Raw genomic sequence first — 20825 nt, 5'->3', positions numbered from 1 at the left:
CCCGCCCGGCCCTCCTCCTTCTTGCAGCCACCACCGCCACCAACCGCCGGACGAAAGCAGAACGCCGTGCTGACCGTCGACTTTTCCCGTTTCCCGCTCGCTCCGGGCGATCGTGTACTCGATCTGGGGTGCGGCGCCGGCCGGCATGCCTTCGAGTGCTACCGGCGCGGCGCGCAGGTCGTCGCCCTCGACCAGAACGGCGAGGAGATCCGCGAGGTCGCCAAGTGGTTCGCCGCGATGGAGGAGGCGGGCGAGGCCCCGGCGGGCGCCTCCGCCACCGCCATGGAGGGCGACGCGCTGAACCTGCCGTTCCCCGACGACAGCTTCGACGTCGTGATCATCTCCGAGGTCATGGAGCACATCCCCGACGACAAGGGGGTGCTGGCCGAGATGGTCCGGGTGCTGCGCCCCGGCGGCCGGATCGCCGTCACCGTCCCGCGCTACGGCCCCGAGAAGGTCTGCTGGACGCTCAGCGACGCCTACCACGAGGTCGAGGGCGGCCACATCCGCATCTACCGCGGTGACGAGCTGCTCGGCAAGATGCGGGAGGCCGGCCTGGAGCCGTACGGCACCCACCATGCGCACGGGCTGCACAGCCCCTACTGGTGGCTCAAGTGCGCCTTCGGGGTGGACAACGACAAGGCGCTGCCGGTGCAGGCGTACCACAAGCTGCTGGTCTGGGACATCATGAAGAAGCCGCTGGCCACCCGGCTCGCCGAGCGGGCGCTCAACCCCGTCATCGGCAAGAGCTTCGTCGTCTACGCCACCAAGCCGCATCTGCCCGAGACGGCGGCCGCCACCGGTGCGGACGAGTCGGCCGGCGAGGCCACCGCCGGTCCCGCCGACGAGACCGCCGCCGCTCCCGCCACGAAGGCCACGAAGGCCACGAAGCCGGCGGCCAAGTCCTCCGCGCCGCGCCGGAAGTCCGCGCAGGGCGCCACGTCCGGCGCCACGTCCGGCGCCAAGTCCGGCCCCACGTCGGGAACCGCATCGGGCACCAAGGCTCCGGCCGAGCCCGCCTCCAAGTCGTCCGCCAAGTCTTCCGCCAAGACCTCCGCCGGGGCCGCCAAGTGACAAGTCCCGGGCGTACCGAACGGCTCGTCCTGCCGGGGGTGCTCACCGCCGAACAGGCGGCCCGCACGGTGGCCGGCATCCTCGCGACCCAGCGGTCGGACGGCGCGATCCCCTGGTTCCGCGGCCACCACCTCGACCCGTGGGACCACACCGAGGCCGCCATGGCCCTGGACGCGGCCGGCGAACACGAGCGTGCCGAGGCCGCGTACGACTGGCTGGTACGGCATCAGAACCCGGACGGGTCCTGGTACGCGGCCTACGCCGACGGTGACGCCACGGCGCCCACCGACCGCGGCCGGGAGACCAACTTCTGTGCCTACATCGCGGTCGGCGTCTGGCACCACTACCTGTCCACCGGCGACGAGACCTTCCTCGACCGCATGTGGCCCGCGGTCCACTCGGCGGTCGAATACGTCCTGGAGCTCCAGCAGCCCGGCGGCGAGATCGGCTGGAAGCGTGAGGACGACGGCACGCCCGTCAACGAGGCGCTGCTGACCGGCTCGTCGTCCATCTACCAGGCGCTGCGCTGTGCGCTCGCCCTCGCCGAACAGCGCGAGGAGCCGCAGCCCGACTGGGAGCTGGCGGTCGGCAGCCTCGGCCATGCGATACGCAGCCACCCCGAGCGGTTCCTCGACAAGGCCCGCTACTCCATGGACTGGTACTACCCGATCCTGGGCGGCGCGGTCCGCGGCGCCGAGGCCAGGGCACGTATCGACGCGGAGTGGGAGCATTTCGTCGTGCCCGGCCTGGGCGTGCGCTGTGTGCTGCCGAACCCCTGGGTCACCGGCGGCGAGAGCGCGGAACTGGCGCTCGCGCTGTGGGCGATGGGGGAGTCCGAACGGGCCGTGCAGATCCTCAAGTGGATGCAGCACCTCCGCGCCGAGGACGGCATGTACTGGACCGGCTACGTCTTCGACGACGACGCGATCTGGCCCCGCGAACTCACCTCCTGGACAGCCGGTTCGCTTCTGCTCGCGGTGGCCGCCCTGGGCGGCGACGAGGCCACCACCTCGGTCTTCGGAGGCGAGCGGCTGCCGGAGGGACTCGCTCCGGACTGCTGCCGGTAGGAGGACCGGCGGGAGGCCGGCGGGGGCGCGCCAAAAGGGGAGGACGGGCCGAGGAGGGGCGCACTACTGTGCGACGCATGACTCTCCAAGGCTCCCTCACCCACGAGGAATACTGCGCTCAGCTCCTCGCCGAGACCGGCAGGCTCCGGGAGATCGTGCGGACAGCCGACCTCTCGGCGACCGTGCCGACCTGCCCCGACTGGACGCTGGCCGATCTCGCCCGGCATGTCGGGGGTGCGCACCGCTGGGTCGGCGCGATCGTCGCCACCCGCGCTGCGAAGAGCGTCGACCCCGCGGACGTCCCCGAGGGCGCCGGGCCCGAGGGCGAGGACGCGGCGGCGCTGGACGCCTGGCTGGCGGCGGGCGTCGAGCAGACCGTGGCCGCGCTGCGGGAGGCCGGCCCCGATACGGAGGTCTGGAGCTGGACGTCGGAGCAGAACACGGGGTTCTGGGCCCGCCGGATGACCCATGAGACGGTCGTCCACCGGGCGGATGCGGCGCTCACCGCCCGTGTCCCCTTCGACGTCCCCGCCCCGGTCGCAGCGGACTGCCTGGAAGAGTGGCTTCAGATCGGTGAACTGCCGATGGTGGCGGCCCGCTTCGCCGAGCGCGGGGCCGGACTGCTCGGCCCCGGCCGGACGATTCACGTCCACGCCACCGACGCCCCGCCCGGCGTGGATGCCGAGTGGCTGCTCGACCTCACGGGGGAGGCGCCCACCCACCGCCGCACCCATGAGAAGGCGGCGGCCGCGCTGCGCGGCCCCCTCGCCGATGTGCTCCAGGTCCTCTACCGCCGGTTGCCCGCCGACAGCGACCGGGTCGAGGTGCTGGGCGAGCGCGCCCTGCTCGACCAGTGGCTGACGTACGCGTCCTTCGGGTGAGCGGCACGGCCGCGGTCAGGAGTTGAGCTCGGCCAATACCCGTAGCGTGTGCGGGTCCGGGGCGGTGATCAGCAGATCGGTGACCGGTCCGGTGCGCCACAACTCCAGGCGTTCGGCGATCCGTTGGCGCGGGCCGACCAGGGAGATCTCGTCGGCGAAGGCGTCCGGTACGGCGAGTACGGCCTCTTCCTTGCGGCCTTCGAGGAAGAGCTGCTGTACCCGCCGGGCCTCCTCCTCGAAGCCCATCCGTGCCATCAGATCGGCGTGGAAGTTCCTGGCGGCGTGCCCCATCCCGCCGATGTAGAAGCCGAGCATCGCCTTGACCGGCAGCAGCCCCTCGGCGACGTCGTCGCAGACCAGGGCGCGTGCCATGGGGGCGATGAGGAAGCCGTCCGGGGCATCCGCCAGCGAGGCCCGGTAGACGTCGGTGCGCTGCGGTGACCAGTACAGCGGCAGCCAGCCGTCCGCGATCCGGGTGGTCTGGGCGATGTTCTTGGGGCCCTCGGCGCCCAGGAGGAGCGGGATGTCCGCGCGCAGCGGGTGGGTGATGGGCTTGAGGGGTTTGCCGAGGCCGGTGCCGTCCGGGCCGCGGTAGGGGTGCGGATGGAAGAGCCCGTCCGAGGCCACCGGCCCCTCCCGGCGCAGGACTTGGCGGATCACGTCCACGTATTCGCGGGTGGCGGTCAGCGGGCTCTTGGGGAACGGCCGCCCGTACCACCCCTCGACGACCTGCGGTCCGGACAGCCCCAGCCCCAGCAGCAGCCGGCCGCCGGAGAGATGGTCGAGGGTGAGGGCGTGCATCGCGGTGGCGGTGGGGGTGCGGGCCGCCATCTGCGCGATGCCGGTGCCCAGTTTGATGCGGGAGGTGTGGGCGGCGATCCAGGTGAGTGCGGTGAAGGCGTCCGAGCCCCAGGCCTCCGCGGTCCACACCGAGTCGTAGCCCAGCCGCTCGGCCTCGCGGGCGAGTTCGAGGTGCCGGGGGTCCGGGCCGCGGCCCCAGTAGCCCAGTGCCAGACCGAGTCGCATACCGATCGCCTCTCTTCGACGGGCGGTGGCCGGGTGGTGCCGCAACGCCGGCGTCACCGCCGGAGTTGATCCTGACGGCGCGTCAGGATTGCTGGTGCCCGCGCACTGTACGGCCCGGCCGCGGGCAGCGCAACGGCCCCCCGCCCGTGAGGGCGAGGGGCCGCGAAAAGGACCGTTGTGCGTCCGGGAGTCAGCCGCGCTGGATGCCGGTGGTGTCCTGCAGGACACCGCGACGGCCGTCCTGGGTCTGGGCGATCAGGGCCTGGCCGCGCTGCTCCACCGCGAGGTACCAGGTGCCGGGCGCCAGTTCGGCGATCGGCGCCGGCGAGCCGTCCTCGCCGTACAGCGGGCGCGCGACGGGGACCGCGAACCAGAACGGCGCGAAGTCCGTGGCGGAGCCGGCCGCGGGGGTGGCTCCCGCGGGGGCGGCCGCCGCCTGGCCGCCGGCCGTGGCGTCGGCCGGTGCCTGCTGGCCGTAGGGCTGGCCGGGCTGGGGCTGCTGCTGGCCGCCCGGGTAGCCGTAGCCGTGGCCCGCCTGCTGCTGGGCGCCGGGGTAGCCGTAACCCGGGTTGGGGCCCGCCCCGTAGGGGGTGGCGGCCTGCGGCTTCGGGGCGCCGACCAGGGCGACCTTGAGGGCCGGGACGAGCGGCGTGGCGACGGCGCCACCGGCCAGGGCCAGGGCGGCGATCAGGCCGATGATCAGGCCGGCGCCGGCGCTGGGGGCGGAGATGATGGTCCAGAGCGCCGTCCAGGCCGCGAAGATGGTGAGGGCGACACCGAACTGGGCGAGGTCGAGACCGGCGACCTTGCGCGGCTGCTGCTGCGGCAGCGCACGGCTGACGATGATGATCGCCGCGCCGATCACCCCGGCCAGGTACACGCTCATGAGGGTGTTCAGCGACTCCCAGGCGTTGATGCTGGAGTAGTCCTGGGCTTCGCAGTACTTGGCGAGCGCGCCGGAGCAGTCCGGGCCGCCGGTGAGAGCGAGGAACGAGGCGATGAACAGCAACACCGCTGCTCCGATCACCACGCCGTCACCTCGAGTGAGGGAGCGGATGTTCACGTAAGGGTCCTTTGTCGGTTTCGTGGGTCCGGTCGTCGCTGTCGCGGTGCGCGCAGTGCGAGGCACGGCGGTGGCCACCCATCGTAAAGGGGAACCTGTCGCCGAATCCTGCGGGCCGTCCTGTTCGTTTCCCCGCGCTATCGACGCGACGTATCGGGACCGGTATCGGGTGGGTTTCGGAAGCCGTTGGCGGCAGCCCGGTCAGTGCGTCAAGAAGTCCGTAATGCCCTCGGTGATCCCGCGGGCCGCTTTTTGCCGCCACCGGGGGTCGGTCAATTGCGCGGCGTCCTTCGGGTCGCGCATATTGCCGCACTCGATGAACACCTTCGGCACCGTGGAGAGGTTGAGGCCGCCGAGATCGGAGCGCACGTCGAGCCCGGTGCCCCGGCCGATGTAGTTGGACGGTGCGCTTCCGGTGGCCGCGCGGAACCGGCCGGCCAGACGCTTCCCCAGTTGCTTCGAGGGCGCGACGATCGCGGCGGTGTCGGCCGGGCCGTCCGTCACGCGCGCGGGCAGGATGACGTGGAAGCCGCGGTCGCCGGCGCCCGAGCCATCGGCGTGGAGGGACAGTGCGGCATCGGCATGCGCCTTGTTCCCGATGGCGGCGCGCTCGTCCACGCACGGCCCGTACGGGCGGTCGCCGTTCTGGGTGAACACGACCTCGGCGCCCGCGTCCTGGAGGAGCGTGCGGGCGCGGCGGGCGACGTCCAGGGTGAACGAGGCCTCGGCGTAACCGTCGTTGGTGGAGGTGCCCGTGGTGTCGCACTCCTTGCGGTCGTTGCCTATGTCCACCTGGCGGGCGATCTCCTGGCCATGGTCGCGGTTGTGCGGGTTGTGTCCGGGGTCGATCACCACGACCTTGCCCTTGAGGCTGCCGTGCGGACCGCCCTTGCCGGAGTCACCGCCGGAGCCATGGCCGTGGGAGCCCCGGCCGCTGTCCTTGCCGGCCGGGCCGTGGCTGTTCTCCGCCGACCGGCTCGGAGCGGGCTGCCCGGCCCTCGGCGGCCCGCCGCCGTCGCCCGACGACCGCCAGACCAGCCAGCCTCCCAGGCCGACCACCACGGCGGCCGCTATGACGAGGAGGGTGCCGCGCAGGCGGCGGTGCGGGGGGAGAGTACTGCCGTTCGACACGTCGGCGATCGTAGCCCGCTCAGATACCGGCCCCGGTGCGCCGCAGTACGCGCAGCGACCCGTGGGCGGAGATCTCGGTGAAGGCGCCGGACTCCAGGGCCCTGCGGTAGATGCGGTACGGGGCCTGGCCTGTCCACTCGTCGACCGGGTCCGGGAACACGTCGTGGATCACCAGCAGGCCGCCGGGCGCGAGGTGCGGGGCCCAGCCTTCGTAGTCGGCGGTGGCGTGTTCGTCGGTGTGCCCGCCGTCGATGAAGACCAGGCCCACCGGCGTCTGCCAGATCGCCGCGACCTGCGGGGACCGGCCCACCAGGGCGATCACGTGCTCCTCCAGGCCCGCCGCGTGCAGGGTGCGGCGGAAGGCGGGCAGGGTGTCCATCCGGCCGACCTCGGGGTCCACGACGGTCGGATCGTGGTACTCCCAGCCGGGCTGCTGCTCCTCGCTGCCCCGGTGGTGGTCGACGGTGACGGCCATGACCCCGGCGGCACGTGCGGCGTCCGCGAGCAGGATCGTGGACCGGCCGCAGTAGGTGCCGACCTCCACCAGCGGCAGCCCGAGTGCCGCCGCCGTCGCCGCCGCCGCGTACAGCGCGAGGCCCTCGTCCACGGGCATGAAGCCCTTCGCCGCCTCGAACGCGGCGAGGATCTCCGGCTGCGGGGCGGTCGGAGCCGTGGGAGCGGGCATGGGCTTCCTCCTGTGGTGCGGTCAGGGCCTCATCGTGCCGTACGGAGTGGGGCGGCCGGTGTGCGGGTCCGCCTCTCCCGGGCATTCGGATATCGGAACGGGGTTCCTTTCTCCGTGCGTCGGGGAAGCCGGCTCTTCCGGTCGGTTCCGGCCGGGTTCCCGCCGGTTTCCGGTCTGTTCCCGACGTTTTTATCGCCGGTCGTTTCCCTGATGCCCGAAAGCGACAATTCGCGGCGGGGGAGGGGGTGGGGAGGGAATGGCGGCTCGCGGTGGTGTGCGGCGCCTAGCACCGGAATTCACCGGACCGTTTCCGGTTCGCATCCGAAACGTTCCCTGGGGAGTCCCGGACGGTTCGGAACGGGCCAGGGCGGGCCCGGACGGTCCGGGCGGTCCGGACGACCCGGGCGGTCCGGGCGGTCCGGGCGGTCCGGACCGTCCCTGGCGGCGGCGGGCCGTCGCCTGCCGGGGCGTCGGAGGGGTGGAGCGCGCGCTCCGGGCTCCGCGCGCTCGGGGCTCCGCGTTCCGCGCTCGGGGCTCCGCCTGCCGTGCTCCCCGCGCTCCGGGGTGCCCGGCCCCACCCCGCCCCGACTCCGACCTTCCGTGACCTTCCGTCATAATGAAACGTGTTCTAGTCTGCCCCGCATGGGCATCGGAATCACACCGGAGCAACGTGACCTGGCCGAGGCAGTGGGCGGGTGGGCCGCCCGTGCCGTGCCGCCCGACGAGGTGCGCAAGCTGCTCGACACCGCGCACGGGCAGCAGGGGCGGCCACCGTACTGGGAGCAGCTCGCCGCGCAGGGCCTGCTCGGGCTCCATCTGCCCGAGGCCGACGGCGGCGGTGGCGGTGAACTGCTCGACCTCGCCGTAGTCCTGGAGGAACTGGGCCGTATCCCGCTCCCCGGCCCGTATCTGCCGACCACCCTCGCCGCCGAACTGCTGCACCGCGGCGGCGCCCACCGGCCCCTCGTACGGGCCCTGGCCGGCGGGGAGCTCATCGCCGCCGTCGCCCTCGGCCCCGGCTCCCTCACCGCCACCGCGCACGCCGACGGTTACGTCCTGGACGGCGCCGCGCCCCCGGTTCTGGCGGGCGCCGACGCGGATCTGATCGTGCTGGCCGCGCGGACCTCCACGGACACCCTCTGGCTCGCCGTCGACGCCGGGACCCTGTCCGTACGCGCCCAGGAGAGCGCCGATCCGACCCGGCCGACCGCCGAGGTGAGCGCGGAAGGGGTGCCGGTGCCCGGCGAGCGGCTGCTGGCCGTCGACAGCGACCTCGTCCGGGACGTCGCCGGGGTGCTGTTCGCCGCCGAGAGCTGCGGGACGGCCGCCCGGTCGCTGGGCACCGCCGCGGAACACGCCAAGGTGCGCGAGCAGTTCGGCCGTCCCATCGGCCAGTTCCAGGCGGTCAAACACCTCTGCGCCGACATGCTGGTCCGCTGCGAGCAGGCCCGCGCCCTGGTCTGGGACGCGGCCCGCGCGCTGCACGAGCCGCCCGAGGTCCGCGGACTGGTCGCGGCGCTGGCCACCGGGACCGCCCTGGACGCCGCCTTCAGCTGTGCCAAGGACTGCATCCAGGTTCTCGGCGGCATCGGCTTCACCTGGGAACACGACGCCCATCTCCATCTGCGGCGGGCGACCGTGGCCCGTCAGCTGCTCGGCAGCGGTGACACCCACCGGCTGTGCGCCGCCCGTTACGCCGCCGACGGTGCCCGGCGCGCACTGCACCTGGAGCTCCCCGCCGAAGCGGCGGAGCACCGGGCCGCCGCCCGCACGGTCATCGACGGGGTCCGCGGCCTCGACCCCGCGGCCGTACGGCGCGAACTCGCCCCCACCGGCTATGCCGCGCCACACCTCCCCCGGCCCTACGGACTGGGCGCCGGCCCCGTACAGCAGCTCGCGATCCAGCAGGAGTTGGCCGCCGCCGGGGTTCGGATCAGCGATCTGGGCATCGCCACCTGGGTGGTCCCCTCGCTGATCGCCCACGGCACCCAGGAGCAGCAGGAGCGCTATCTGCTGCCGTCGCTGCGCGGCGATCTGCTGTGGTGCCAGCTGTTCTCCGAGCCCGAGGCCGGTTCGGACCTGGCCTCCCTGCGGACCCGCGCCGAGCGGGTGGACGGCGGCTGGCGGATCAACGGCCAGAAGGTGTGGACCTCGGCGGCGCAGTGGTCGAGCCACGGCATCCTGCTCGCCCGCACCGACCCCGACGCGCCCAAGCGCAAGGGCCTGACCTTCTTCCTCGTCGACATGAAGACGCCCGGCATCGGCATCCGCCCGCTGAAGGAGATCACCGGCGACGCCCTGTTCAACGAGGTCTACTTCGACGACGTGCTGCTGCCCGCCGGCGCGGTGGTCGGCGAGGTCGACGACGGCTGGAAGGTGGCCCGCACCACGCTCGACAACGAACGCGTCCACATGGCCGACCAGTTGACCTTCGACACCGGGTTGGAGGCGCTGCTCGGCCGCGCCGCCGCGCTGGACGCGTCGGTGCGGGCGAAGGCGGGCGCGCTGGCCGCCGAGGCGCACGCCCTGGGCTGTATCTCCCTGCCCACCACCCTCCAGCAGGTCTCCGGGCTGGAGCCGGGAGCCGGCGCCAGCATCCGCAAGCTGGTGCAGACCCCGCACCAGCAGAAGGTCGCCGAGCTGGCGCTGGAACTGCTCGGCCCTGAGGGGGCGGTGCGCGAAGGGGCCGGTGAACGGGCGCTGCACGGCTTCTTGATGTCGCGCTGTCTGACCATCGCCGGCGGCACCACCCAGGTGCAGCTGAACGTCGTCGCGGAGCGGCTGCTCGGCCTGCCCCGGGACCCGGAGCCCCGCCCCCTGATCTGACTCCCCGGTCCGACTCCCCGATCCGACTCCCCGGGCCCGACTCCCTGATCTGAGTCCCTGATCTGAGTCCCCGATCTGGGTCCCCGGATTCGGCCACTTCCAGGAGGATGTGTATGGCTCGCAAGGCGTACGTCGTCGGCGTCGGCATGACGAAGTTCGAGAAGCCCGAGACCCGCGAGTGGCAGTACTGGGACATGGCGAAGGAGGCGGGCGGCAAGGCGCTCGCGGATGCCGGGATCGGCTACGAGGCGGTCGAGCAGCTGCCGGTCGGCTTCTGCTACCAGGCCTCGACGGCCGGTCAGCGTGCCGCGTACGAACTGGGCCTGACCGGCATCCCCGTCTACAACGTCAACAACAACTGCGCGACCGCCTCGACCGCGCTGATGATGGCGCGCCAGTTCGTCGAGGCCGGGATCAACGACTGCGTCCTGGCGCTCGGCTTCGAGAAGATGAAGCGGGGTGCGCTGGGCGGGGGCGCGGACAGTGGGGATTTCCAGACCTCCCCGGTGGCCCGCCACTACGGGGTGATGGCTGCCGCCCACGGGTTCGAGATGACCCCGCCCACCGCCCAGATCTTCGGCAACGCGGCCCGCGAGCACATGGAGCGCTACGGCACCACCGCCGAACAGCTCGCCGCGGTCGGCGCCAAGAACCACCGGCACTCGGCCCACAACCCGAACGCCCAGTTCCAGGACGTCTACACGGTCGAGGAGGTCCTCGCCGCCAAGACCATCCACCGGCCGCTGACCAGGTTGCAGTGTTCACCGACGTCCGACGGCGCGGCCGCGGCCGTGGTCGCCTCCGAGCGGTTCGTCCGCGAACACGGCTTGGCCGACCGGGCGGTGGAGATCGCCGCCCAGGCCATGACCACCGACACCGAGGAGAGTTTCGCCTCCGGCTCCTGTATCGATGTCGTCGGCAAGCCGATGACGCGGGCGGCGGCCCGGCAGGTGTTCGCGGCCGGCGGCATCGGCATCGAGGACGTGGACGTCATCGAGCTGCACGACTGCTTTTCGGTCAATGAGCTGCTGACGTACGAGGCGCTGGGCATGTGCGCGGACGGGGAGTCGGGGAAGCTGGTCGCCGACGGCGCCACGACCTACGGCGGCCGCTGGGTGGTCAACCCGTCCGGCGGGCTGATCTCCAAGGGGCATCCGCTGGGCGCGACGGGGCTGGCACAGACCGCCGAGCTGGTCTGGCAGCTCCGCGGCACGGCGGGCGAGCGGCAGGTCCCCGGCGCCCGGGTGGGCCTGGCCCACAACATCGGGCTGGGCGGGGCCGCGGTGGTGACGCTGCTGCGCAGGTGAGGAGCGCGGTGCCGGTGAGGGGCGCGGTGCCGGTGACGTTGCTGTGCCGGTGAGGGGCGCGGTGCCGGTGACGTTGCTGCGCAGGTGAGGAGCGCCGGGCCGGGGAGGAGTGCTGCGCAGGGGAGGTGGATCGCCAGGTCGGAAGTGATCGCGCCGCGCAGAGCGGATTGCCAGGCTGGGGGTGATCGCCGCTCAGGGGTGGATCGCCAGGCCGGGGCATCGGCTGCGCCGGCGATGCGGACCGCCGCGGTAACCACGCTGATTTTGTGGGTAGTTGGTCTGCTGGGGGCCCAGCCACCCCCTACGGGCCCGCCACCCCCGCCCCGTACGGGCCCAGCCCCGAAGCCTTTGCCAGCCCCGAAGCCTTTGCCCCGCCCCCGCTGCCCCCGCCCCCGCCGCCTCCCTCCTCCGTCTGCCCCTCTGCCCCTTCGCGTGCCCTTCTGCCTCCCCCCTCCTCTCCGTCTTACGACCTAGGTCTCCTGTCAGGTGGCATGTGCACCGATATACCGATGCGGGATTCAAGCGGCGAATGCGAGCATGGACGGCATGCCGCCGATAGCCGCCTCCGCCACCGTGCCCGACACCACGCGACGGACGGCCGCACCGGCCGGGCTGGTGATGCTGTTGGTGTGCGCCGGGCAGTTCCTGGTCGTCCTGGACGTCTCCGTCGTGAATGTGGCACTGCCCGCCATGCGGACCGGGCTGGGCCTGAGCGAACTGGGCCTCCAGTGGATCGTCAACGCGTATGTGATCACCTTCGCCGGGTTCATGCTGCTCGGTGGCCGGGCCGCGGACCTCTTCGGCCGTAAGCGGATCTTCGTCCTCGGGCTGGCGCTGTTCACCGTCGCGAGCCTGGGCGGTGCGCTGGCCCAGCAGCCCTGGCAGCTGATCGCGGCCCGGACGATCCAGGGCGTCGGCGCCGCCGTGCTCTCGCCGGCCACCCTGACCATCCTGACCACATCGTTTCCGACCGGCCCGGCCCGTACGCGCGCCATCGCCACCTGGACGGCGGTGGGTGCCGGCGGTGGCGCGGTGGGCGGTCTGGTCGGCGGGGTGCTCACCGAGTATCTGTCCTGGCGCTGGGTGCTGTTGATCAATGTGCCGGTCGGGGCCCTGGTGCTGGCCGGCGCGGTGCTGTGGCTCACCGAGAGCCGGCAGGGCGCCGGGCGGCGGCTCGATGTGCCCGGCGCGGTGCTGGTGACCGGCGGGCTCGCACTGGTGGCTTACGGGATCGTGCAGACCGAGACGGACGGCTGGAGGTCGGCGTCCGCGCTGCTGCCGCTGGCGGCCGGGCTGGTCGTGATCGCGGCCTTCCTCGCCGTCGAGGCGCGCGCCAAGGCCCCGCTGATGCCGCTGGGTCTCTTCCGGCTGCGCTCGGTCCACTCGGCGAACGGGGCGATGGTGCTGGCCGGCGCCGCGATGTTCTCCATGTGGTATTTCCTGTCGCTCTATGTGCAGAACGTGCTGGGCTACCGGCCCCTCGAGGCCGGGCTCTCCTTCATCCCGCACTCGCTCTCCATCGTCCTCGGCTCCAAGATCGCACCGCGGCTGATGAACCGGCTGGGCGCCAAGACCCTGGCCATCGCCGGTGCGGTGATCTCCGCGTCCGGTATGGCGTGGCAGGGCACGATGGACGTCGACGGCACCTACCTCGGCACCATCCTCGGGCCGGGCATCCTGATGGCGCTGGGCGCGGGCCTGACCGCGACCCCGATCGCGGCGATCGCCACCTCCGGTGCCGACCCCGCCGACCAGGGGCTGGTCTCCGGCCTGATCAACACCTCCCGTCAAATGGGCGGCGCGCTGGGCCTGTCGGTCCTGTCGACCGTCGCCGCATCCCGTATCGAGGCAGGCCACGGCCCGAAGGCCCTGGCGGACGGTTACGGTCTGGCCTTCCAGGTCGGCGCGATGATCCTGCTGGGCAGCATCCTGCTGATGGTCATCGCACTGCCGCGACGACGGGCGGATGCCGCCCACGGCTGAGGCGGCAACAGGTCGTGCGGGCCCGCTCCTTCCCGCTAGAGCCAGCCGTTGCGCCGCGCCGCCCGCACCGCCTCCATGCGGTTGCGGGTACCGGTCTTGCCGATCGACGCGGAGAGGTAGTTGCGGACGGTGGCCTGGGAGAGGTGGAGTTTGCCGGCGATGTCCGCGACCGTGGCGCCGTCCACGGCAGCGGTGAGGACGTCGCGCTCGCGCTGGGTCAGGGGATTGGGGCCGGCGCTCAGCGCGGCCGCGGCGAGGCCGGGGTCGATGACCCGCTCGCCGGCGAGCACCCGGCGGATCGCCGCCGCGAGCTCCTCCACCGGACCGTCCTTCACCAGGAAGCCGGACGCCCCGGCCTCCATGGCGCGGCGCAGATAGCCGGGCCGGCCGAAGGTCGTCACGATCAGCACCTTGCACGACGGCAGCTGTTGGCGCAGATCGGCCGCGGCGTCCAGGCCGCTGCGGCCGGGGAGTTCGATGTCCAGGAGGGCGATGTCGGGGCGGGCGTCCAGGGCGGCGGCGACGATCTGATCGCCCGCCGCGACCTGGGCCACGACCTGCATGTCCTCTTCCAGGTCGAGCAGCAGCGCCAGCGCGCCCCGCATCATTCCCTGGTCCTCCGCCAGCAGGACCTTGATCACCTGTTCAACTCCTCCACGTCCACCATATCGCCCGTGCCGACCGGTAGTTCGGCCGTGACACGGAAGCCGCGCCGGCCGTCCGGGCCGCTGCGCAGGGTGCCGCCCGCCGCGGCCAGCCGCTCGGTCAGCCCCTTCAGCCCGGTGCCGCCCACCGGTCCCGAACGGCCGGACGGTGCCGAAGCGTCCGCAGCGTCGGCGTCGAACGGACGGTCCGGTCCGCTCGTACCGTCCGCGCCGTTCGCCTCGTCCGCGCCGTTCGCCTCGTCCGGGCCACTCACCCCGTCCGGGCCACTCACACCCGCCGAGCCCCGCGCGCCCTCTCCCGCCAGGCCGCCGCCGGGGGCACCGCCGTGTCCGGGGGCGCGGTCGCGAAGCCAGGGCAGGCCCGGTGCCGTGGCAACACCGGAGCTCAGGGGACCACGGCCGTCGTCCGTGATCGTCAGCCGTACCCGTTCGTCGTCGGCGTGGACGTCGATCTCGCAGCGGGTGGCGCCGCTGTGCCGTACGGCATTGGTGACGCCCTCACGGACCACCCAGCCCAGCAGTGCGCCGGCCTGCGGGGGCAGCGGCGGACCGGCCTGCCGTACGACGGGCTCGATACCGGCGGCCTCCAGCACCGAACGGGCCCGGTCCAGCTCGGTGGTCAGACTGCCCTCGCGATAGCCCGTGACCGCCTCGCGGATCTCGGTCAGCGCCTGCCGGCCGACCGCCTCGATATCGGCGGCCTGGGCGAGTGCCGCGTCCAGATTGCGCGGGGCCAGCCGGCGGACCGCCTCGGCCTTGACCACCACCACGGACAGGGTGTGCCCCAGCAGGTCGTGCAGATCGCGGGAGAAGCGCAGCCGCTCCTTCTCGACGGCGCTGCGGGCCAGCTCCTGGCGGGTGGTGTTCAGCTCCTGGATGGTGTCGAACAGGCTCAGGACCGTGGCCGTCACCATGCCGGACAGGAACGTGCCGTACCCGATGCCGAACGAGCCCCAGGGGCGGTCGTCGTGCACGCCGGCCAGATACCCGGCCGTACCGCTGAGCGTGATCAGCCAGAGGGCGAGCTTCTTGCCGCGCAGGGCACGCACCGTGCCGGAGGCCAGTGACAGCAGCGGGAAGAACAGGAACCAGTTGCCGCCGAACCCGAGGGCGATGGTGAAGGTGACGGCGGTGAGCAGACCCAGGGCGTACAGCGGATGGCGGGAGTCGCGCAGCCGTGGGTTGAAGGAGGACCAGACGACGGTGATGTAGAGGGAGTTGAAGGCGAGCAGTCCCAGGCCGGCCAGCCAGGGGTTGCCGGTCTTGCCCTGGATGATGTTGGAGAAGGCGCCCAGGCCCATCAGCAGCCAGGGCAGGAAGGCGTACTTGCCCGGCCCCTGGTCGGTCTTCCTGCCCGGCCACCTCGGCCGGCACGCGCTGTCGCCGGCGACCTCCGCGCCGCCGGGACCGCCTTCGCCGGCGACCCGCTGTTTTCTGTGCTGCACTGTCGCTTCCCTGGTCTGCACCATCGTCGATCACACCGTTCGTGCGGCCCGACGGTACGCGTACACCGCGTAACCGCCGAAGAGTGCCAGCCAGGCGGCCAGTATCGCTACTGTGCCCAGCCCCGGTGCGCCGCCCTGGGTGACGCTCTGACCGAGCTCGGCGAAGCGGTTGCCGGGCGTCCATGGGGACAGCGAGCGCAGCCAGCCGGGGAACAGCTCGGCAGGGAACCACAGACCGCCGATGATCGACAGCAGCAGCATGCAGCCCGTGTTGACCACTCCCGTGGACTGGGCGGAGAGGCGGTAGCCGTTGCCGAGGCCGAGCAGGGTGAAGGGGGCGGTACCGATCCACAGCAGCCCGGCCAGCGCGGCCCACTGCCAGGCCGGCATCCGGACGTCGTTGACCAGGGCGCCCACCAGCAGCACCGAGGCGATGGCCGGCAGCACCGTCACCGAGCCGGTCAGCCCGCGGCCGACCACCACCCGCACGGGGCTCAGCGGGGTGATGCGCAGCTGCCGCAGCCATCCCAGCTGCTTGTCCTCGGCGACGCCCGTGCCGGTGCCGATCGCCGCGCCCAGCGCGCCGTAGGCGGCCATGCCGACCATCGAGGCGGTCTTCCACTCCATGCCGGCGCCGCCGGGGCCCGCGCCGATATTCGTCATCAGCACATACATCAGCACCGGCATCCCGATACCGAAGATGACAAAGCCCTTGTCGCGCAGGGTGCGGCGCACTTCGAGACGGATGTAGTCGAGCATCACGCGAGCTCCTTCGCGGGCCGGGTGCCGGCGGCGTCATACGCCGGAGGACGGGGGGCGGCTGCACCGGAGGTGAGCGCGAGGAAGGCGTCCTCCAGGCCGGCGGGGGTGACCTGCAGGGCCCGGACGAGCTCGAGCCCGGCCAGTGCCACGACCGTTGCGTCGGAGTCCGTCGTCCGCAGCAGCGCGCGGTCGCCGCGCACTTCCACGGCGCTCACGCCGGGCAGTCCGGGCAGCGGCCCGGTCGCCGCGCCCGCGAGGTCGAAGGAGACCAGCGAGCCGCCGGCCCGCCGCTTGATCGCCTCGCCGCTGCCGTCGGCGACCACCCGGCCGCCGTCTATGACCACGATCCGGTCGGCGTGGTCGTCCGCCTCCTCCAGATAGTGGGTGGAGAACACGATCGTGTTGCCGCGGCGGGCATAGGCCCGCATCGAGCGCCAGAAGGCGCGGCGCGCCTCGACGTCCAGCGCCGCGGTCGGCTCGTCGAGCACCAGCAGCTCGGGGTTTCCGGCCAGCGCCACCGCGAAGCGGACCCGCTGGGCCTGCCCGCCGGACAGCCGGTCCACCCGCCGCCCGCCGAACTCCCCGAGGCCCGCCAGCTCCAAGGCCTCGGTGACGTCCATGGGTCGGGGGTACGTGGCCGCGACGAAGGTGATCAGTTCGCGGACGGTGACCCGCGGGATGGCCTTGCCGTCCTGGAGCATGGCGCCCACCCTCCCCGCCCGCACCGCGGTCTCCGGCGTCCCGCCGAACAGCAGCACCGTCCCCGAACTGGGCGGCAGCAGGCCCAGCAGCATGTTGAGGGTGGTGGACTTTCCCGCGCCGTTGCGCCCGAGCAGGGCCACCGTCTCACCCGCCGCGATCTCCAGCTCCAGCCCGTCCACGGCCCGCACCGCGCCGTAACTCCGCGTCAGCCCGGAGAACGCCACCGCCGCGGCTCCGCCCGCCGTGTGTGCCGTGCCACCCGGCCTTGTCGCCCGTGCCATGCCCACCCCCGCCTCTCGTCCGATGCCTATGACGTTACGGAGAGTTGCCGAGCGGCGGCAGATGCGAATGTGTGTGATCTGCCCTGACAAATGTCATGGGCGGGCATGAGGAATGTCATGAGCTGCGGTCCGCGTCGAGGGGCCCGCGTGCTCGGTGTCAGAGGTCCGTGCCCGGCGGCACGTCACCTGCTGCCGCGGAACGGCCCGGTCCGGAGCCCGCATCGGCCCCGGAGCGGCCCCACGGCGGACCCGCAGCGGCCCCACGGCGGCCCCACGGCGGACCCGCAGCGGCCCCACGGCGGACCCGCATCGGAAGGCGTCCCGGACCCCCCGCCGAAACCCTCCCCGGAACCCCATCGAGACGCGTATCTGACAAAGCGTCAGAGGTCTTCCGGGTGCCGGACGGATCAGCTATACATGAGAGCCATCGGCTAGAACGCGTTCTAGAAGTGCGACATGTGTGCTGTCGGAGCGCGGCCGCGCCGACCAGATACGACCCCGGCACGGTCGACGGTGCGGACGGCCGGGCCGGGGTCTTCACATCGTGGTGAAGGAGCAAGCAGCCCCATGCCCATCGACGCCGCCAAGGCCACCTCCGCCGAGCCGCGGACCACCGAACTCGCCTGGGACCACAAGGACGTCCAGCTCTACCACCTCGGCATCGGCGCCGGCGCGGCCACGCCGGAGAAACCCCACCCGGCCACCGACCCGCACGAACTGCGCTACACCCTGGAGAGTGCACTGCACGTCCTGCCCGGCTTCGCCACCGTCGCGGGCGGCGGGATGGCCCTCGCCGGCGGACTCTCCGCCCCGGGCATCGAGGTCGACCTCGCCGCGGTCCTGCACGGCGGCCAGACCGTCACCGTGCACCGCCCCCTCCCGGTGAGCGGCCGCGCCACCCAGACCTCGTCCGTCCCCGCCGTGTACGACAAGGGCAAGGCCGCCGTCATCGTGCTGCGCTCCGAAGTCGCCGACGACGACGGACCCCTGTGGACCTGCGACACCCAGATCTTCGTCCGCGGCGAGGGCGGCTTCGGCGGCGACCGCGGCCCCTCCGCCCGCCTCGAACTCCCCGACCGCGCCCCCGATCTGAGCACCGAACGCCACATCCGCGAGGACCAGGCGCTGCTCTACCGCCTCTCCGGCGACTGGAACCCGCTGCATGCCGACCCCGAGTTCGCCAAGCTCGCGGGGTTCGACCGGCCGATTCTGCACGGGCTGTGCACCTACGGGGTCACGCTCAAGGCCGTCGTCGACACGTTGCTCGGCGGCGATGTCGCCCGTGTGCGGTCGTACACGACCCGGTTCGCCGGGGTGGTCTTCCCGGGGGAGACGCTGCGGATCCGGCTGTGGCGGGAGCCCGGCCGGGTCCAGGTGTCGGTCACCGCCGCCGACCGGGACGAGGCGCCGGTGCTGGCGGACACCGTAGTGGAGCACAGCTAGGGGGTGCCTCCCCTTGGGACCGATCCCCTAGACAGCCTTGCCGGTCCGGGCGGGGGCCGGCGTGTCGTCCGTACGAGAGGAGCCGTGACATGCGCGCAGCCGTACAGCACGAGACAGGTCAGGACAAGCTCGAAGTCGTCGACGACATCGAGGCGGTGGGGTTTGGACCCGGCAAGGTCAGGATCCGGATCCGGGCGACCGGACTGTGCCACTCCGATCTCTCGGCGATGAACGGGGTGCTCCCGCAGCCCGCCCCCTTCGTCCCCGGGCACGAGGGCGCGGGGGAGATCCTCGACGTCGGCGACGGCGTCACCGGGCTCGCCCAGGGCGACCGCGTCCTGATGTGCTGGCTGCCCGCCTGCGGCAGCTGCCCGTCCTGCAAGCGCGGCCAGACCCATCTGTGTCTGGCCGGCTTCATGAACGCCGGCACGCCCAACTTCCGGCGCCCCGGCGGGGATGTCTTCGGCTTCGCCGGCACCGGCACCTTCACCGAGGAGGTCGTGGTCGCCGCGAACTGCGCGGTCCCGATCCCGGACGACGTCCCCTACGAGATCGCCGCGCTCATCGGCTGCGGAGTCACCACCGGACTCGGCGCGGCGCTCAACACGGCCAAGGTGGAGGCGGCGTCCTCGGTGGCGGTGATCGGCTGCGGCGGCGTCGGCATCTCCACGATCCAGGGGGCGAAGGCCTGCGGCGCGGCCCAGATCGTCGCCGTCGACCCGGTGCCCGCCCGGCGGGAGGCCGCGCTGCGCTTCGGGGCGACCGAAGCCGTCGCCCCGGAGGAGTTCGCCGACGCCAAGACCCGGATCACCGCGGGGGAGGGCTTCGACTATGTCTTCGAGGTGGTCGGCAAGTCCGCCACCGCCCGTACCGCCTACGAGATGACCCGGCGCGGCGGCACGTTGTGCGTGGTCGGTGCGGGCGCCATGGACGACACCTTCCAGGTCAATATGTTCGAGTTGTTCTTCGACGAGAAGCGGATCCTGCCGTCCCTGTACGGCGGCGCGGACGTGCTGCGCTCCTACGAGCGGGCCATCGCCCTGTGGCGGGCCGGCCGGATCGACCTCGAAGGCCTGATCACCCATCGCGTCCGGCTCGCCGAGATCAATGACGCGCTCGACCAGATGCGCTCCGGCACCTCACTGCGCACCTGCATAGAGATCTGACGTGCTCCCGGACGACTGGAGAGGACAGGAATGGCACAGCCACTGGAGGGCCTGACCGCGATCGTCACCGGTGCCGGGCGCGGCCTGGGCCGCGCCGAAGCCCTTGAACTCGCCCGCCTCGGCGCATCCGTCGTGGTCAACGACTACGGGCAGCCGGGCCGCGACGGCTCGGGCGAGGCCTCCGCGGCACCCGCCGAGGAGGTCGCCGCCGAGATCCGCGCGACGGGCGGCCGGGCCGTCGCCCACCTCGGCGACGTCGCCGACCACGAACACGCCCGTGCACTGGTGCAGCTGGCGGTCGAGACGTACGGAAGGCTCGACATCCTGGTCAACAACGCGGGCATCCTGCGCGACCGGATGGTGTTCTCGATGACCGAGGACGAATGGGACTCGGTGATCCGTGTGCACCTCAAGGGTCACTTCAATACCACCCACTTCGCCTCGGCCCACTGGCGCGAGCGCTCCAAGGCGGCCGGCGGTCCCGTCCACGGCCGCATCATCAACACCTCCTCCGAGGCGTTCCTCGCGGGCTCGGCGGGCCAGCCCAACTACGCCGCGGCAAAGGGCGGCATCGTCGGCCTGACCACCTCCACGGCGCTGGCGCTGGGCAAATACGGCGTGACCGCCAATGTGATCTGTCCGCGCGCCCGCACCCGTATGACCGAGGACGTCTTCGCCGGCCTTCCCGCTCATCAGGAGGGCCGGGAGCCCGGGGGCGGCGGGCTGGACGTGCTCGCGCCCGAACATGTCGCCCCGCTCGTCGGCTATCTCGCCTCGCCGGCCGCGGCCCGGGTCAACGGCCAGCTGCTGGTCGTGCACGGGGGCATGGTCGCGATCGCCGAACGCCCGCGGATCGCCGCCAAGTTCGACACCACGAAGGACCTCTTCAGCTTCGAGGAGCTGGACGAGCTGCTGACGCCGTACTACGCGCAGCGCCCGCCGGACGAGACCTTCGCGGCGGCCGAGGTGCTGGCGCTCAAGCACGGCTGACGGTTCCCCGGGCCCACCATGCACACACGGCCGTGGCCGCCGCCCGCGAATGATGCGGTGCGGTGGCCACGGCCGTGCGTGCGGCCGGCGGTCAGGATCCGCCGGACCGGCCTTACGCGTCCTGGCGCTGCTTTTCCCGGCGGTGCCGGCCATGGGCGGCGGAGTCGGACTCCTCGGCGGCGGCCGGGCCACGGTGCTTGCCGGAGCGTGCGGCCTCGGCGGCCTGGGCGGATGCCTCCTGGGGGCGCGCCTGGGTCGTGTCGGTACGGGCTTCGGACATGAAAAGAGTCACTCCGTCAGTTTGCTTACAGCTGTACGCGTCGGGACC

At 72.5% G+C, this 20825-nt stretch carries 17 protein-coding genes and 1 pseudogene; 9 read left to right on the top strand and 9 right to left on the bottom strand.

What is annotated here, in order from left to right; translation table 11 throughout:
- Positions 1-66 precede the first annotated feature (66 nt).
- The 3 genes and pseudogenes from K7C20_RS11125 to K7C20_RS11115 form a co-directional block, all read left to right on the top strand.
- Positions 67-795 (top strand): annotated as a pseudogene (locus K7C20_RS11125) (methyltransferase domain-containing protein); the annotation flags it as partial.
- Positions 796-1070: 275 nt separating this feature from the next.
- The gene (locus K7C20_RS11120) at positions 1071-2141 is read left to right on the top strand and encodes a prenyltransferase/squalene oxidase repeat-containing protein (protein ID WP_053208685.1); all 1071 of its coding nucleotides are present in this window, start codon (positions 1071-1073) and stop codon (positions 2139-2141) included.
- Positions 2142-2218: 77 nt separating this feature from the next.
- Complete coding sequence (locus K7C20_RS11115; RefSeq protein WP_030088711.1) at positions 2219-3022, top strand: maleylpyruvate isomerase family mycothiol-dependent enzyme; 804 nt, start codon at positions 2219-2221, stop codon at positions 3020-3022.
- 15 nt (positions 3023-3037) lie between these two features.
- On the opposite strand, the gene K7C20_RS11110 is transcribed toward K7C20_RS11115, so the two are convergent.
- The 4 genes from K7C20_RS11110 to K7C20_RS11095 all read right to left on the bottom strand — a co-directional run bounded on the left by K7C20_RS11110 (position 3038) and on the right by K7C20_RS11095 (position 6927).
- Positions 3038-4048, bottom strand: coding sequence for an LLM class F420-dependent oxidoreductase (locus K7C20_RS11110; protein ID WP_030088710.1), 1011 nt, complete (start codon positions 4046-4048; stop codon positions 3038-3040).
- Between the two features lie 190 nt (positions 4049-4238).
- Positions 4239-5111, bottom strand: coding sequence for a hypothetical protein (locus K7C20_RS11105; protein WP_053208686.1), 873 nt, complete (start codon positions 5109-5111; stop codon positions 4239-4241).
- Positions 5112-5312: 201 nt separating this feature from the next.
- Positions 5313-6242 carry an N-acetylmuramoyl-L-alanine amidase gene (locus tag K7C20_RS11100; RefSeq protein WP_053208687.1) on the bottom strand — a complete coding sequence of 310 codons (930 nt, stop codon included), beginning with the start codon at positions 6240-6242 and terminating at the stop codon, positions 5313-5315.
- Positions 6243-6261: 19 nt separating this feature from the next.
- The gene (locus K7C20_RS11095) at positions 6262-6927 is read right to left on the bottom strand and encodes a class I SAM-dependent methyltransferase (RefSeq protein ID WP_053208688.1); all 666 of its coding nucleotides are present in this window, start codon (positions 6925-6927) and stop codon (positions 6262-6264) included.
- A 642-nt stretch (positions 6928-7569) separates the two neighbouring features.
- Between K7C20_RS11095 and K7C20_RS11090 the strand changes: the two genes are divergently transcribed.
- The 3 genes from K7C20_RS11090 (at position 7570) to K7C20_RS11080 (ending at position 13043) form a co-directional block, all read left to right on the top strand.
- Positions 7570-9753: an acyl-CoA dehydrogenase gene (locus K7C20_RS11090; protein ID WP_030088702.1), complete on the top strand. Its 2184-nt coding sequence runs from the start codon at positions 7570-7572 to the stop codon at positions 9751-9753.
- 113 nt (positions 9754-9866) lie between these two features.
- The gene (locus K7C20_RS11085) at positions 9867-11060 is read left to right on the top strand and encodes a lipid-transfer protein (RefSeq protein ID WP_053208689.1); all 1194 of its coding nucleotides are present in this window, start codon (positions 9867-9869) and stop codon (positions 11058-11060) included.
- Positions 11061-11597: 537 nt separating this feature from the next.
- A complete protein-coding gene (locus K7C20_RS11080) occupies positions 11598-13043 on the top strand; it encodes an MFS transporter (protein ID WP_030077003.1) in 1446 nt (481 codons plus the stop codon).
- A gap of 35 nt (positions 13044-13078) precedes the next feature.
- Here K7C20_RS11080 and K7C20_RS11075 read toward each other — a convergent pair whose 3' ends face one another.
- The 4 genes from K7C20_RS11075 to K7C20_RS11060 all read right to left on the bottom strand — a co-directional run bounded on the left by K7C20_RS11075 (position 13079) and on the right by K7C20_RS11060 (position 16898).
- Positions 13079-13684 (bottom strand): response regulator transcription factor, encoded by a 606-nt coding sequence (locus K7C20_RS11075; protein ID WP_030077005.1) that lies wholly within the window; start codon positions 13682-13684, stop codon positions 13079-13081.
- Positions 13681-15009, bottom strand: coding sequence for a sensor histidine kinase (locus K7C20_RS11070; RefSeq protein WP_245171878.1), 1329 nt, complete (start codon positions 15007-15009; stop codon positions 13681-13683). The genes K7C20_RS11075 and K7C20_RS11070 overlap by 4 nt, the downstream gene beginning before the upstream one ends.
- Positions 15010-15183: 174 nt before the next feature.
- Positions 15184-15912: an ABC transporter permease gene (locus tag K7C20_RS11065; RefSeq protein ID WP_030077008.1), complete on the bottom strand. Its 729-nt coding sequence runs from the start codon at positions 15910-15912 to the stop codon at positions 15184-15186.
- Positions 15912-16898 (bottom strand): ABC transporter ATP-binding protein, encoded by a 987-nt coding sequence (locus K7C20_RS11060; protein WP_078953630.1) that lies wholly within the window; start codon positions 16896-16898, stop codon positions 15912-15914. Before K7C20_RS11060 ends, K7C20_RS11065 begins: the two co-directional genes overlap by 1 nt.
- 567 nt (positions 16899-17465) lie before the next feature.
- Here K7C20_RS11060 and K7C20_RS11055 point away from each other — a divergent pair.
- The 3 genes from K7C20_RS11055 to K7C20_RS11045 all read left to right on the top strand — a co-directional run bounded on the left by K7C20_RS11055 (position 17466) and on the right by K7C20_RS11045 (position 20497).
- On the top strand, positions 17466-18341 hold the full coding sequence (locus K7C20_RS11055) for a MaoC/PaaZ C-terminal domain-containing protein (RefSeq protein WP_030077012.1): 876 nt from the start codon (positions 17466-17468) through the stop codon (positions 18339-18341).
- Between the two features lie 89 nt (positions 18342-18430).
- Entirely contained in the window at positions 18431-19507 is a 1077-nt protein-coding gene (locus K7C20_RS11050) for a Zn-dependent alcohol dehydrogenase (protein ID WP_030077014.1), read from the top strand.
- Positions 19508-19537: 30 nt separating this feature from the next.
- Entirely contained in the window at positions 19538-20497 is a 960-nt protein-coding gene (locus K7C20_RS11045; RefSeq protein ID WP_053210451.1) for a 3-oxoacyl-ACP reductase, read from the top strand.
- A 112-nt stretch (positions 20498-20609) separates the two neighbouring features.
- Here the strand turns inward: K7C20_RS11045 and K7C20_RS11040 are convergent, their stop codons facing one another.
- The gene (locus K7C20_RS11040; protein ID WP_167352554.1) at positions 20610-20777 is read right to left on the bottom strand and encodes a hypothetical protein; all 168 of its coding nucleotides are present in this window, start codon (positions 20775-20777) and stop codon (positions 20610-20612) included.
- Positions 20778-20825: the final 48 nt, after the last annotated feature.

Source organism: Streptomyces decoyicus (assembly GCF_019880305.1).
In the GTDB taxonomy this organism is placed as follows: domain Bacteria; phylum Actinomycetota; class Actinomycetes; order Streptomycetales; family Streptomycetaceae; genus Streptomyces; species Streptomyces decoyicus.
This window is presented reverse-complemented; position numbering and strand designations above follow the sequence as displayed.